Below are 12,599 nucleotides of genomic sequence, written 5' to 3' on the forward strand. Positions count from 1 at the left end.
ATATGATTTTTCCAGCTATGCCAGTCAACGAAAAAGAGCGTCTGCACTCTTTATACATGATGGATTTGCTTGATAAAAAAGATGACGAACGCTTCGACCGCTTAACCCGCATGGCGAAAACCACCTTCGATGTGCCGATTGCGGTGATCAGCCTGCTCGATCGCGATCGCCAGTGGCTGCTCTCGCGCGGCGGCATCGATACCCACGAAACCCCGCGTAACCTCTCTTTCTGCGCCCATGCCATCCTCGAAGAGGGCGTCTTTATTGTGAAAGATACCCAGATGGATACGCGCTTTGCCGATAACCCCTTTGTCACCGGCGAGCCGTGGGTGCGTTTCTACGCCGGTTGCCCGGTGCGTCTGCCGGATGGCGCGATTGCCGGTACCATCTGCATCATTGATACCTACCCGCGCCCCTTCTCCAGCGCGGAGATCAACACCCTGCTCGATTTCGCCGCCATCGTCGAAGATGAGTTTTTAATCCTCAGTATGGCGATGACCGATGCCCTGACCGGCATGCCCAACAGCCGCGGCTTTTACCGCTCCGGCGAGAAGCGCTTCACCTTGTCGAAAGAGCACAATACCCCTTTCAGCCTGCTCTATTTCAGCATCGACAACCTGAAGTCGATCAATGAAGTGCTGGGCAGTAAAGAGGGGGATGCGGTGGTGAAAACCTTCGCCAGCACGCTGACGAAATGCCTGCAGGAGCAGGATATCGCCGCGCGTATGGGCGGCGGGGAGTTTGCCGTGCTGCTCAGCAACAGCGCCGAGCACGATGTCGATGCCTTCCTCTTCGATCTGCAAACGCGAATGGACGCGCTGGAGATGAGCGGCGGCAAAAACTACCACATCAACTACTCTCACGGCGTGATTGAGCAGGATGAAAAGTACACCACCCTGCGCGACATGCTGGAGGAGAGCGGCAAAGTGATGTACGCGGAAAAACGTCGCCGTTAAAGGGTGGCGAAACCGCCCTGCCCTTGCCAGCCCTCAAGCCGCTGATAGATCGTCTCTACCGCCGCCTTCACCGGCGGCGTCATCGGGTAGTAAAAGCCGACGATATCAGGCTGAATGCCAAGGAAAATCACCTCGCCGACATCCTCTTTCAGCTGATCGATCAGGTAGTTGAGCGGCATATTGTGGGTGGTCATCATAAACATCTCGGCGATGTCGTCCGGGTTAACCACGCGGATCTCGCCGGGGTTAAGCCCCATATCGGTAGCGTCGACCAGCAGCAACCGCGCCGGGCGCAAATCGCGGATCGCGGCAACATCATTCTCCGGCGCGCTACCGCCATCAATCACCCGCCACTCTCCCGCAGGCTTAGCGGCGCACATCTCCGCCAGCAGCGGGCCTGCGCCATCGTCGCCCATCATGCTGTTGCCGACACAGAGTAAAACGTCAGTCACGTAACCTCCTGACCATCAGATAGATGGCGCTCTCCTGGTAAATGTCATGCAGCATCGACAACAACTCGCGGCTCCACGCCTGCTGCGTTTCACTTTGCTGCGCCAGCGCGCGGTCAAAGGCGTTCGCCAGCAGCATCACATGCGTACTGTCGATCACGATTTCGCCGTAGCGCGGCACCCCTTCCATTTTTCGCCGCGCCTCGCTGCCCGCCTCCAGCGTGGCAATCCACGCCAGATAGTCGTCCCACGAGCAGGTGAGCGCCGCCTCCAGACAGTCGATCACCCCAAGATGGTGGCCGATAGCCAGACTGTAGTAGACCACCTGCTGCGCCTGCGGCGGCGTCGCCTCGTTTTCGTCGATAAATTTGCGCCGCAGCTGGCTAAAGACCACCGTTTCGCCCATCAGATTTTCGCCTCCTGCACCACCTGGTTAAGGTGGCTGACAATCTCCGTCAGGCGCGGATCGTTCTCCTGCGCCAGCCAGTTCATCACTTCATGCTCGCCGAGGGTGCGCAGGCGCAGGTAATCATCAGCAATCTGGCGGCCATAGCGGTAACCCGCCAGTCGGCGCGCGGTGCGATCCACCTTGACCCGCAGCGGTTGCACCATCTGCGGATGGAGGATCTCTGCCGGTTGATCGTCCTGCTCGCCGGGCAGACGAGCGTGAATTTTCTGCTCCAGCAGCCCGAGCGCCATCGCAAAGCCATACAGCGTGGCGGCAGGCGTCGGCGGGCAGCCGGGAATATAGACATCGACCGGCACGATCTTGTCCGTTCCGCCCCAGACGCAGTAGAGATCGTGGAAGATCCCGCCGCTATTGCCGCAGGCACCGTAGGAGATGCAGATCTTCGGATCCGGCGCCGATTGCCAGGCGCGTAACGCCGGGGAGCGCATTGCGCGGGTGACCGCGCCGGTAAAGAGCAAAATATCGGCGTGACGCGGCGAGGGCACCACTTTAATACCGAAGCGTTCGGCGTCGAACAGCGGTGAAAGGGTAGCGAAAATCTCAATTTCGCAGCCATTGCAGCCACCGCAATCCACGCGGTAGACGTAGGCTGAGCGTTTGATCTTCTTCAGCAGCGAGGCTTTCATGCTGGCGATGGACTCCTCCACCGTCATCGGCAGCGGAATGCCCTCTGCGTCGCGCGGTCCAATAAGCTGGCTCATCAGCTGGCCTCTCTCATATGGCGGGTCAATTCAATCCGGTCGGTTGGCACCAGGCACTGCTGGCGTTTACAGGCCGGGCAGGTTTCAAAGCTGGCGCGGTGCGCTTCGGCGCGGGTGTCGCCGTTATGCGCCAGCAGCGCGATGGCGTAATCGATCTCTTTCTGTACGGCAAAGGGGCGCGCGCATTCGCGGCACTGGCACAGTTCAAAACGCGACTGTTGCAGAAAGTCAGCCTTGTTCCACACCGCCAGCTCATACTCCTGCGACAGGGTAATCGCCGCCGTCGGGCAGACCTCTTCGCAGCGGGCGCAGAAGATGCAGCGCCCAAGATTAAACTGCCAGGCCTGCTCGCCGGTGGCGAGATCGGTCTCCACCGTCAGGGCATTAGAGGGGCAGGCATTGACGCACGCCGCGCAGCCGATGCACTGCTGCGGGTTGTGCTGCGGTTTGCCGCGAAAATTTTTATCAACCGGCATCGGCGACAGCGGATAGTCGCTTGTCGGCGCGCCGGTTTTGATCACTTTTTTGATAAAGGTAAACATGGCTTGCAACGCTCCTTCTATTTCAGCGGCGAGTGCTTACGCTCAATGCTGTAGCGCTCCAGCTCTTTGTAGGGCACCACCTGGCTCTTTTTCTTGCGCACATCCACCACCGTCATGCGGTCGGTGCAGGAGTAGCAGGGATCGAGGCTGCCGATAATCAGCGGCGCGTCAGAGACGGTATTGCCGCGCAGCATGTAGCGCAGGGTTGGCCAGTTGGCGTAGGTCGCCGCGCGGCAGCGCCAGCGGTAGAGTTTCTGGTTGTCGCCGGTCATGCTCCAGTGGATATCATCCCCGCGCGGCGCTTCGGAAAAGCCAAGAGCAAAGCGGTGCGGAATATAGGTAAAGCCCTCGACCATCAGCGGGCCGCCGGGCAGGTTATCGAGCCCGAAATCAATCATGTTCAGGGCGGTAAAGACTTCGTTGATACGCACTTTCAGGCGCGAAATCACATCGCAGCCCTGCTCGGTGTGGACGGTCATTGGCAGCAGGCCGTAACCAACAAACGGGTGATCGGCGCGGGTGTCGCGAGCGTGGCCGCTGGCGCGCACCATCGGGCCAACGTTACTGAAGTCGCGGGCGATTTGCGGATCAAGGCGGCCAATGCCGACCGTGCGCTGCTCAATGTTCGGCGTGCTTAACAGCATATCGACCAGCTCCTGCACATCGCGGCGCATCTGCTGCGCCAGCTGGCGGGTCTGGATCATCTCATCCTTCAGCATGTCGCGACGGATGCCGCCAATCAGGTTCAGACCGTAGGTTTTACGCGCCCCGGTGAGAATTTCCGCCATCTTCATCGAGGTTTCACGCACGCGGAAGAACTGCATAAAGCCGGAGTCAAAGCCGACAAAGTGGCAGGCCAGGCCGAGGTTGAGCAGGTTGGAATGCAGGCGCTCCACCTCAAGCAAAATGGCGCGGATCATCTGCGCACGCTCCGGCACGACAATACCCATCGCGTTCTCCACCGAGGTGGTGTAGGCGGTGCTGTGGGCAAAGCCGCAGATGCCGCAGACGCGATCCGACAGAAAGGTCACCTCGTTGTAACCCATGCGGGTTTCTGCCAGTTTTTCCATGCCGCGGTGGACATAGAACATGCGGTAATCGGCGTCGATAATGTTCTCGCCATCAACAAACAGTCGGAAATGGCCCGGTTCATCAGAGGTGACGTGCAGCGGGCCAATCGGCACCACATTGTTCTTCTTATCGCCCAGTTCGTTGATGAATTCGTAGGTTTCCGCATCGGTGGTCGGCGCAGGCCGCTGGCGGTAATCCATGCTGTCTTTGCGCAGCGGATAGAGTTCATCCGGCCAGTCGTCGGGCAGCACCAGACGGCGCTCATCGGGCAGGCCTACCGGGATCAGGCCATACATATCGCGCACTTCACGCTCGCCCCACACCGCCGCCGGCACGCGCGGCGTGACCGAGGGGTACTCCGGTTTCAGGGCATCCACTTCGACGCGCACGGTGATCCAGCACTTCACGCCCTGCTCCATCGACAGCACGTAGTAAACGGCGAAGTGACCGTTGAGCTTACGCTCATCGTTGCCAAACAGCACCGACAGCCAGCCGCCCTGCTGGTAGTAGAGGAACTCGACCACTTCCGGCAGATAGTTGATTTTGATGGTCAGGGTCAGCTGATCCTTCGTCTGCCATGCGCTGTCCAGCACCACGCCGGGGAATTTTTCATGCAGCGCAGCAAGGTAGTGTTGGCCGATCTTTTCTTCAGACATAGATGAACTCTCTTAATAGGTCGCCAGCAAGGAGACAAAGGCCAGGAAGGCGACGCCGAAACCGGCCCAGGTGACGCGCGAGGCGGCAACAAAACGCAGGCGCGCCATGCTGTTTTCAAACAGGGCGATAACCAGCACGCCGAGCAGCAGTTTCAGCAGCGCGACAACCAGCGCCAGCAGCAGCCCGCCGACGCTGAAGGCAGTCATCTGCCCCCAGGGTAAAAAGACGCCGACAAACAGTTGCAGCACCACCAGCTGTTTCAGGCTGATGCCCCACTTGAGGATGGCGAAACCGCTGCCGCTGTACTCGGAGAGCGGCCCCTCCTGCAACTCCTGCTCCGCTTCTGCCAGATCGAACGGCAGTTTGCCCATCTCAATAAAAGTGGCGAAAGCACAGGCGCAGAGCGCAAGAAACAGCGGCAGGCTGGTGTGCAGCGGCCAGTGGTAAACGGTGTCGGTAATGTGGGTGATATGGGTTGATCCGGCGACCAGCGCCGCCACCCACAAGCCCAACAGCAGGATCGGCTCCACCAGCACGCCGAGCATCGCTTCGCGGCTGGCACCCAGCCCGGTAAAGGGGCTACCGGTATCCAGCCCGGCGATGGCGAAGAAGAAGCGGGCAATGGCGAAGAGGTAGATAAGCGTGATCAGATCCCCAAGCAGCGGCAGCGGTGAGGCCACCGTCACTACCGGCAGCGCGGTGGCAATCGTCAGCATGACGCCAACCATCACCAGCGGCGTCAGGCGAAAGACCCAGCCGGAAACCGCCGGGGCGACGCTCTGCCGCCCGAGCAGTTTGAACAGATCGCGATACTCTTGCAGCACGCCCGGCCCGCGCCGGTTGTGCAGGCGCGCACGCGCCACGCGGCTGATGCCGGAAAGCAGCGGCGCAAGGGCGAACAGCACCAGCGCCTGTACAACAGCAAACAGAAAACTCATCTTCAGGCTCCTCGGGAAATCACCACAACCACCAGCACTGCCAGCTCAATCAGCGCCAGGCGACGAAACAGCAGCGGCGCGGCGTCGCCCCGCCAGGCGGGCAGCGAGAGCGTTGGCTCCAGCCATTTGCGCAGCGCGAGTACCGGCGCGAAGGCCGCTTTAACCGGCATCGCAAAACCGTGGGCGGTGATGACCATCGATGCTTCATGGTCGTAACCACACACCCACGCTGCCCCCCTGCTGCGGGACGGCAGGCGGTCGCCCTTCAGCAGCACGAGCAGCACCAGCGGCAGCAGCGTCGCGGCAATCAGCAGCAGGGCAATCATCGGTTGCGACACCACGGTGTTCGCCGTTTCAAGCGGCAGCGGCACGGCACTGAACAGGCGCGGCAGCAGCCACGGCGCGGCAACCCCACCAATCACACAGCAAATCGCCAGCGCCGCCACGCTTACACTCATCAGCCACGGCAGCGGGCGCGGATTTTCCGCCTGCGCGCTGCGCGGTGCGCCAAGAAAGGTGACGCCATAGACTTTCGCCATGCACATCACCGCCAGCGCGCCGGTAATTGCCAGCCCGACCGCCAGCAGCGGCCCCATCACTTGCAGCAGGAAACTGCCGCTGGCGCTTAAGCGGAAGAAGGCCTGGTAGATCACCCACTCACCAGCGAAACCGTTGAGCGGCGGCAGCGCGGCCATCGCCATCAGGCCGACCAGCATCGCCAGTGAGATAAGCGGCATGCGTTTACCGAGGCCGCCCAGTTTTTCGATATCGCGAAAGCCGGTGGCAAACCAGAGCGCGCCCGCGCCGAGAAACAGCGTGCTTTTAAACAGGCTGTGGTTGAAAAGATGATAGAGACCGCCTACCAGCCCGAGCGCCACCAGCGCAGGCTGGCGCAGCGCAAGCCCGGTGATGCCCGCGCCAAGGCCGAGCAGGATAATGCCGATATTCTCCAGCGTGTGGTAAGCCAGCAGCCGCTGGATATTGTGTTCCATCAGCGCATACAGCCCGCCTACAAACGCGGTCAGCAGACCAAATGCCAGCAGCAGCACGCCCCACCACAGCGGCGGTTGCCCGCCAAATAAAGAGAGCGTCAGGATGCCGAACAGCCCGACTTTCATCACCACGGCGGAGAAGAGTGCCGCCGCCGGAGCCGGGGCATTGGCATGGGCCTGCGGCACCCAGGCGTGCAGCGGGATAATCCCCGCCAGCAGGCCAAAACCAATCACGCCAAGCAGCCAGGTGCCGCCGCTCAGCGGGTGCAGGCTCAGCACGCTGAAATCGAGGCTCTGGTAGCGCTGCCACAGCAGCCAGCAGAGCAGCGCCAGCAGCAGCGTGCCGAGACGCCCGAGGGCGAACCACAGTTTGCCGGAGGCGCTGCATCCGGTGAGGAACACCGCGCAGAGCGCCATGATCTCCGCCATCACCACCAGCGCGCCGAGGTTAGCTGCGCTCACCGCGCAGATCGCCGCCGCCAGCAGGAGGTTAATCAAAAGCCCATTGGCTTTTACCGCCTGATGGCGGTGCCACGCCAGGTTATAGAGGCTGATAAAGAAGCCGCAGACGCCAAGCGTCAGCAGCCAGACGGCGCCGAGCGGCGTGAGTAACAGATGCAGGTTGATGAGCGGCACAATACCGCTCACGGTTTGCCCGTCGAGCAGCGCACCAAGACCAGCCGCCGTTGCCAGCAGGCAGCCCGCCGCACCGCCCAGCCCCGCGAAGAAGCCGCTCAGGGGTTTGAACGCGCTCAGCAGGCCCGCCAGCAGCGCAGCAGCGCTCAGTGTGACGACCGCTGCGCTCAGCAAAGAGAAAAGCGTCATTTTGCACTCCCGTTATTCTGCGCAAACCGCGCCAGATCGCCGTAATCGGTATTAAGGGTCTGCTCGCGTTTGCGGCGGCTGGCGCGATTGATATCGTGCGGGCTGACCAGGTGCAGCGCCTTGGTCGGGCACATGCGTACGCAGGCCGGGCCCTCGGCGTCGAAGTAGCAGAGGTCGCACTTCACGGCGATAGCGCGCACGCCCGGCACCCAGTCGAGCAGCGAACTCACTTTCGCAGGCATCAGCGGCGCGGCGGGCGCTTTCGGCGTGTTGACGTTGGCCGGAATATCCAGCGGACGGCTGCCGGAAAACTCAATCGCGCCGAACGGACAGGCAATCGCGCAGAGCTTGCAGCTAACGCAGAGGCTCTCATTGAGCTGCACCGCACCATCCACGCGGTTGATGGCGTTCACCGGGCAGACCCCGGCGCAGGGCGCATCTTCACAGTGGTGGCACTGCTGCGGCGCGGATTCATGTTGGCTGCGCATAACGCGCAGGCGCGGCATCGCCTGCAATCCATACGCGCGGTGCGTCTCGGCGCAGGCCGCCTCGCAGGTGTGGCAGCCAATACAGAGCGCCGGGTCGGCAATTACAAAACGGTTCACCAGTCGATCCTCAGGTGAGTCGCCCGCTTACGGGCAGTCATTTTTGACGAAACATGTCGCTTTCGGTGTCATCTCGACACCCGTCGACACTCCAGCTCAGGCCAGCACCGGCGAGTGCCCGTCGCGGGCAAGCGTGGTGAGGTTGACCGGCGTATCGGTTTCCATTGCGGCATAGAGGTTGTCGTACACGGCGGCGAGTTTGCCGAGGTAGTGCTCAAGCACTTTTTCGCGATCGCGGACCTCAAACAGACCATCAATTTTTCCGTCGCTGGTGAGCCGCGCTTCGGCGATTAAGCGCTTCTCTTCACTGCCTTTATTGGCAATCGCGTACTCAATGGTGTGGCCGTTAAAGCCGCCGCTCAGGGTGATGTAAACCGTGAAGTGATCGAACAGTACGAAGCAGAGCTGCTGCTCCGGCGCACAGCCGATGGTGTGGTGCAAACGCGCTTTGGCGAGCGTAATGCCCTGAACCAGCGTATTGCAGTAACTGCGCCACGCCTCTTGCAGACGGTGGTGCCGTCCGGCGATGTAATCCGCCTTTTCGCTAATTTCCCAAATCGTCATCTCAGCTTACCCGCTTAATTGAAACAACTGCTGATAAGCATCATCCATGCCAGTTTTTAACTGGTTGATTTTCAATTACTTTATCAAAACAGGAGCGAGTTTCGACGTGTCATCTCGTCATTGTCGTCATCGTCACCCTGACTAAACCGGGAGTGGCACTGTTATTGCATTAACAGGGGAAATGATAAGGAGGCGTTATGCATGAAATCACGTTGTGCCAGCGCGCGCTGGAGGTGATTGAACAACAGGCGGCGGCAAATGGTGCACGCAAGGTCACCGGCGTCTGGCTGAAGGTGGGCGCATTTTCTTGCGTCGAAACGGACGCTTTAACGTTTTGTTTTGATCTGGTCTGCCGCGGCAGCCTGGCGGAAGGTTGTAGACTGCATATCGAACAACAACAGGCCGAGTGCTGGTGTGAGTCTTGCCAGCAGTATGTGACGTTACTCAGTCAGCGTGTACGCCGCTGTCCACAATGCCACAGCGACCAGTTGCAGATCGTCGCCGACGACGGTATGCAAATTCAGCGACTGGAAATTGAGGAGTAAGCAATGTGTACGACATGTGGTTGTCAGGATGGAAACCGCTATATAGAAGGCGATGAACATAACCCCCACTCCGCCTTTCGCAGCGCCCCCTTCGCCCCGGCGACGCGCCCGGCGCTGACCATTACCGGGGTCAAAACCGATGCGTTCAGCCCGACTCAGCTTGATGAAGGCGACCTGCATTATGGACACGGCGCAGCGGGAACCCACGCGCCGGGCATCAGCCAGCGGCGGATGCTGGAAGTTGAGATCGACGTGCTGGATAAAAACAACCGCATCGCCGCCCGCAACCGCGCGCGCTTCGCGGCCCGCCAGCAACTGGTGCTGAATCTCGTCTCCAGCCCCGGCTCCGGCAAAACCACCCTGCTCACGGAAACCCTGCTGCGCCTGAAAAACCGCCTTCCCTGCGCGGTGATTGAGGGCGATCAGCAAACCGTTAACGACGCCGCGCGCATCCGCGCCACCGGCACCCCGGCGATTCAGGTGAATACCGGCAAAGGCTGCCACCTCGACGCGCAGATGATTGCCGATGCCGCGCCGCGTCTGCCGCTCGCTGAGCAGGGCATCCTGTTTATTGAGAACGTCGGCAATCTGGTCTGCCCGGCGAGTTTTGACCTCGGCGAACGGCATAAAGTGGCGGTGCTCTCTGTAACCGAAGGCGAGGATAAGCCGCTCAAATATCCGCATATGTTCGCTGCCGCCTCGCTGATGCTGCTTAACAAAGTCGATCTGCTCCCCTACCTCAACTTCGATGTTGAGCAGTGCATTGCCTACGCCCGGGAGGTGAACCCGGAGATTGAAATCCTGCTGGTTTCCGCCACCAAAGGCGACGGCATGGACGCGTGGCTTGAGTGGCTGGAGGCGCAACGATGTGCATAGGCGTACCGGGGCAAATCTGCGCCATTGACGGCCTGCAAGCGAAAGTCGACGTCAGCGGCATCCAGCGTAATGTCGATTTAACGCTGGTCGGCAGTGAAGATGAGCAAGGTCGCTCGCGTATCGGCCAGTGGGTGCTGGTACACGTCGGCTTCGCCATGAGCGTCATCAACGAAGCGGAAGCGCGCGAAACGCTGGCGGCGCTGCAAAACATGTTTGACGTTGAGCCGGATGTCGGCGCGCTGCTCTACGGCGAGGAGGGGTGATGCGCTTTGTTGATGAATACCGCGCCCCGGAGCAGGTGATGCAGCTTATCGCCCGCCTGCGTGAACGCGCTAACGCGCTTGCTTACACCGCCGCACGCCCGCTGCGCATTATGGAGGTGTGCGGCGGCCACACGCATGCCATTTTCAAATTTGGCCTCGACCAGCTGCTGCCGGAGAATATTGAGTTTATCCACGGCCCCGGCTGCCCGGTCTGCGTCCTGCCGATGGGGCGCATCGATACCTGCGTGGAGATCGCCAGCCACCCGGAGGTGATCTTCTGCACCTTCGGCGATGCGATTCGCGTGCCGGGCAAAAACGGCTCCCTGCTGCAAGCGAAAGCGCGCGGCGCGGATGTGCGCATCGTCTACTCGCCGCTCGATGCGCTGGCGCTGGCGGAGAAAAATCCGCAGCGCAAGGTGGTCTTTTTTGGCCTCGGCTTCGAAACCACCATGCCCGCCACCGCTATCACGCTACAGCAGGCGAAAGCGCGGGATATCAACAACTTCTGGTTCTTCTGCCAGCACATCACGCTGATCCCGACCCTGCGCAGCCTGCTTGAGCAGCCCGATAACGGCATTGACGCCTTTCTCGCGCCCGGCCACGTCAGCATGGTGATTGGCACCGATGCCTATACCTTTATTGCCGATGAGTTTCAGCGCCCGCTGGTGGTCGCCGGTTTTGAGCCGCTCGACCTGTTACAGGGCGTGTTGATGCTGGTCGAGCAGAAGGTTGCGGCGCGAAGCGAGGTGGAGAACCAGTACCGCCGCGTAGTGCCGGATGAGGGCAACCCACGGGCGCAAGAGGCGATTGCCGAGGTGTTCACCGTGCGCGGCGACAGCGAGTGGCGCGGGCTGGGGATGATTGGCGAGTCGGGCGTGCATTTGACCGCTCCCTATCAGCGTTTTGACGCCGAAGCCCATTTCCAGCCAGCGGTGCAGCAGGTGTATGACGACCCGCGCGCCCGCTGCGGCGATGTGCTGACCGGGCGCTGCAAACCGCACCACTGCCCGCTGTTTGGCAATACCTGTAACCCACAAAGCGCCTTTGGCGCGCTGATGGTCTCCTCTGAAGGAGCCTGCGCCGCCTGGTATCACTATCGTGCTCAGGAGTGTGAAGTATGAATGAGGTTCAGATGGCGCACGGCAGCGGCGGCCAGGCGATGCAGCAGCTAATTGGCGAACTTTTTATGCAGGCCTTCGCCAACCCCTGGCTGGCGGAGCAGGAGGATCAGGCGCGCCTCGATCTCACGGCGCTGGCGGCGGGCGGCGACAGGCTTGCCTTTTCCACCGACAGCTATGTAATTGACCCGCTGATTTTCCCCGGCGGCGATATCGGCAAGCTCGCCGTCTGCGGTACCGCCAATGATGTGGCGGTCAGCGGCGCGATCCCGCGCTACCTCTCCTGCGGCTTTATCCTCGAAGAGGGGCTGTCGATGGCAACCCTCAAACAGGTGGTGGAGAGCATGGCGGCAACGGCCCGCAGCGCCGGGATCGCCATTGTCACCGGCGACACCAAAGTGGTGCAGCGCGGCGCGGCGGATAAGCTGTTTATTAATACCGCCGGTATAGGCGCGATCCCCGCCACTATTCACTGGGCGGCGGCCTCGTTACAGCCGGGCGACGTGCTGCTGGCGAGCGGTACGCTGGGCGACCACGGCGCGACGATCCTTAACCTGCGTGAAGGGCTGGGGCTGGACGGGGGGTTAAGCAGCGACTGCGCAGTGTTGACGCCATTAATTGAGACGCTGCGCGATCTGCCCGGCGTCAAAGCCCTGCGTGATGCAACGCGCGGCGGCGTCAACGCGGTGGTGCACGAGTTTGCCGCCGCCTGCGGGTATGGCATTGAATTACAAGAGAGCAAATTGCCGATTAACCCGGCGGTGCGCGGCGTCTGTGAACTGCTGGGGCTGGATGCGCTTAACTTCGCCAATGAAGGCAAACTGGTGATCGCCGTTGCGCGCGACAGCGCCGAACTGGCGCTCAGCCGCTTACGCGCCCACCCTTCAGGTAAAGATGCGGCGATGATTGGCGAAGTGGTCGAACAACAGGGCGTGCGATTAGCCGGGCTTTACGGCGTAAAACGCCTGTTAGATCTCCCCCATGCGGAGCCGTTACCGCGGATCTGCTAGTTGTTATTTTTCACACCA

Annotated in this window: 15 protein-coding genes; 6 read left to right on the forward strand and 9 right to left on the reverse strand. The window is 61.0% G+C overall.

Translation table 11 applies throughout. From position 1 onward, the window contains the following. Positions 1 to 2: 2 nt before the first annotated feature. The gene (locus N7V53_RS18790; protein WP_279794451.1) at positions 3 to 956 is read left to right on the forward strand and encodes a sensor domain-containing diguanylate cyclase; all 954 of its coding nucleotides are present in this window, start codon (positions 3 to 5) and stop codon (positions 954 to 956) included. Here the strand turns inward: N7V53_RS18790 and hycI are convergent. The 9 genes from hycI to hycA form a co-directional block, all read right to left on the reverse strand. After that, on the reverse strand, positions 953 to 1,408 hold the full coding sequence (hycI, locus tag N7V53_RS18795) for a hydrogenase maturation peptidase HycI (RefSeq protein WP_076769120.1): 456 nt from the start codon (positions 1,406 to 1,408) through the stop codon (positions 953 to 955). The genes N7V53_RS18790 and hycI overlap by 4 nt on opposite strands. Continuing rightward, the gene (locus tag N7V53_RS18800) at positions 1,401 to 1,811 is read right to left on the reverse strand and encodes a formate hydrogenlyase maturation HycH family protein (RefSeq protein WP_054804325.1); all 411 of its coding nucleotides are present in this window, start codon (positions 1,809 to 1,811) and stop codon (positions 1,401 to 1,403) included. The genes hycI and N7V53_RS18800 overlap by 8 nt, the downstream gene beginning before the upstream one ends. Next, positions 1,811 to 2,575, reverse strand: a complete 765-nt coding sequence (locus N7V53_RS18805; RefSeq protein WP_042714733.1) for an NADH-quinone oxidoreductase subunit B family protein — start codon at positions 2,573 to 2,575, stop codon at positions 1,811 to 1,813. The genes N7V53_RS18800 and N7V53_RS18805 overlap by 1 nt, the downstream gene beginning before the upstream one ends. After that, positions 2,575 to 3,117 carry a formate hydrogenlyase complex iron-sulfur subunit gene (locus tag N7V53_RS18810; protein ID WP_023480689.1) on the reverse strand — a complete coding sequence of 181 codons (543 nt, stop codon included), beginning with the start codon at positions 3,115 to 3,117 and terminating at the stop codon, positions 2,575 to 2,577. Before N7V53_RS18810 ends, N7V53_RS18805 begins: the two co-directional genes overlap by 1 nt. A gap of 17 nt (positions 3,118 to 3,134) precedes the next feature. Further along, complete coding sequence (gene hycE, locus N7V53_RS18815; RefSeq protein ID WP_023480644.1) at positions 3,135 to 4,844, reverse strand: formate hydrogenlyase subunit HycE; 1,710 nt, start codon at positions 4,842 to 4,844, stop codon at positions 3,135 to 3,137. A gap of 12 nt (positions 4,845 to 4,856) precedes the next feature. After that, a complete protein-coding gene (locus tag N7V53_RS18820) occupies positions 4,857 to 5,783 on the reverse strand; it encodes a respiratory chain complex I subunit 1 family protein (RefSeq protein ID WP_279794452.1) in 927 nt (308 codons plus the stop codon). A 2-nt stretch (positions 5,784 to 5,785) separates the two neighbouring features. Continuing rightward, entirely contained in the window at positions 5,786 to 7,600 is a 1,815-nt protein-coding gene (hycC, locus tag N7V53_RS18825; protein ID WP_279794454.1) for a formate hydrogenlyase subunit 3, read from the reverse strand. Beyond that, positions 7,597 to 8,205, reverse strand: a complete 609-nt coding sequence (locus tag N7V53_RS18830; protein WP_279794455.1) for a 4Fe-4S dicluster domain-containing protein — start codon at positions 8,203 to 8,205, stop codon at positions 7,597 to 7,599. The genes hycC and N7V53_RS18830 overlap by 4 nt, the downstream gene beginning before the upstream one ends. Positions 8,206 to 8,301: 96 nt before the next feature. Continuing rightward, on the reverse strand, positions 8,302 to 8,769 hold the full coding sequence (hycA, locus tag N7V53_RS18835; protein WP_279794457.1) for a formate hydrogenlyase regulator HycA: 468 nt from the start codon (positions 8,767 to 8,769) through the stop codon (positions 8,302 to 8,304). A gap of 197 nt (positions 8,770 to 8,966) precedes the next feature. Between hycA and hypA the strand changes: the two genes are divergently transcribed. The 5 genes from hypA to hypE are packed head-to-tail and all read left to right on the forward strand — an operon-like array spanning position 8,967 to position 12,581. Beyond that, positions 8,967 to 9,314: a hydrogenase maturation nickel metallochaperone HypA gene (gene hypA / locus N7V53_RS18840; RefSeq protein ID WP_023480549.1), complete on the forward strand. Its 348-nt coding sequence runs from the start codon at positions 8,967 to 8,969 to the stop codon at positions 9,312 to 9,314. A 3-nt stretch (positions 9,315 to 9,317) separates the two neighbouring features. Then, a complete protein-coding gene (hypB, locus tag N7V53_RS18845; protein ID WP_042718780.1) occupies positions 9,318 to 10,190 on the forward strand; it encodes a hydrogenase nickel incorporation protein HypB in 873 nt (290 codons plus the stop codon). Then, entirely contained in the window at positions 10,181 to 10,453 is a 273-nt protein-coding gene (locus tag N7V53_RS18850; RefSeq protein ID WP_279794458.1) for a HypC/HybG/HupF family hydrogenase formation chaperone, read from the forward strand. The genes hypB and N7V53_RS18850 overlap by 10 nt, the downstream gene beginning before the upstream one ends. Beyond that, positions 10,453 to 11,574 (forward strand): hydrogenase formation protein HypD, encoded by a 1,122-nt coding sequence (gene hypD, locus N7V53_RS18855; protein WP_279794459.1) that lies wholly within the window; start codon positions 10,453 to 10,455, stop codon positions 11,572 to 11,574. The genes N7V53_RS18850 and hypD overlap by 1 nt, the downstream gene beginning before the upstream one ends. After that, positions 11,571 to 12,581: a hydrogenase expression/formation protein HypE gene (gene hypE, locus N7V53_RS18860; RefSeq protein ID WP_279794460.1), complete on the forward strand. Its 1,011-nt coding sequence runs from the start codon at positions 11,571 to 11,573 to the stop codon at positions 12,579 to 12,581. Before hypD ends, hypE begins: the two co-directional genes overlap by 4 nt. Positions 12,582 to 12,599 lie beyond the last annotated feature (18 nt).

It is taken from the genome of Kosakonia sp. HypNH10, assembly GCF_029850615.1.
Classification (GTDB): domain Bacteria; phylum Pseudomonadota; class Gammaproteobacteria; order Enterobacterales; family Enterobacteriaceae; genus Kosakonia; species Kosakonia cowanii.

What these genes read in the sequence shown, in the direction of transcription:
- N7V53_RS18810 (WP_023480689.1), bottom strand. Translation starts at nt 3,117, where the DNA reads ATGTTTACCTTTATCAAAAAAGTGATCAAAACCGGCGCGCCGACAAGC.
- hycE (WP_023480644.1), bottom strand. Translation starts at nt 4,844, where the DNA reads ATGTCTGAAGAAAAGATCGGCCAACACTACCTTGCTGCGCTGCATGAA.
- hypA (WP_023480549.1), top strand. Translation starts at nt 8,967, where the DNA reads ATGCATGAAATCACGTTGTGCCAGCGCGCGCTGGAGGTGATTGAACAA.
- N7V53_RS18790 (WP_279794451.1), top strand. Translation starts at nt 3, where the DNA reads ATGATTTTTCCAGCTATGCCAGTCAACGAAAAAGAGCGTCTGCACTCT.
- hypD (WP_279794459.1), top strand. Translation starts at nt 10,453, where the DNA reads ATGCGCTTTGTTGATGAATACCGCGCCCCGGAGCAGGTGATGCAGCTT.
- N7V53_RS18800 (WP_054804325.1), bottom strand. Translation starts at nt 1,811, where the DNA reads ATGGGCGAAACGGTGGTCTTTAGCCAGCTGCGGCGCAAATTTATCGAC.
- N7V53_RS18820 (WP_279794452.1), bottom strand. Translation starts at nt 5,783, where the DNA reads ATGAGTTTTCTGTTTGCTGTTGTACAGGCGCTGGTGCTGTTCGCCCTT.
- hycA (WP_279794457.1), bottom strand. Translation starts at nt 8,769, where the DNA reads ATGACGATTTGGGAAATTAGCGAAAAGGCGGATTACATCGCCGGACGG.
- N7V53_RS18805 (WP_042714733.1), bottom strand. Translation starts at nt 2,575, where the DNA reads ATGAGCCAGCTTATTGGACCGCGCGACGCAGAGGGCATTCCGCTGCCG.
- N7V53_RS18850 (WP_279794458.1), top strand. Translation starts at nt 10,181, where the DNA reads ATGTGCATAGGCGTACCGGGGCAAATCTGCGCCATTGACGGCCTGCAA.
- hypE (WP_279794460.1), top strand. Translation starts at nt 11,571, where the DNA reads ATGAATGAGGTTCAGATGGCGCACGGCAGCGGCGGCCAGGCGATGCAG.
- hycC (WP_279794454.1), bottom strand. Translation starts at nt 7,600, where the DNA reads ATGACGCTTTTCTCTTTGCTGAGCGCAGCGGTCGTCACACTGAGCGCT.
- hypB (WP_042718780.1), top strand. Translation starts at nt 9,318, where the DNA reads ATGTGTACGACATGTGGTTGTCAGGATGGAAACCGCTATATAGAAGGC.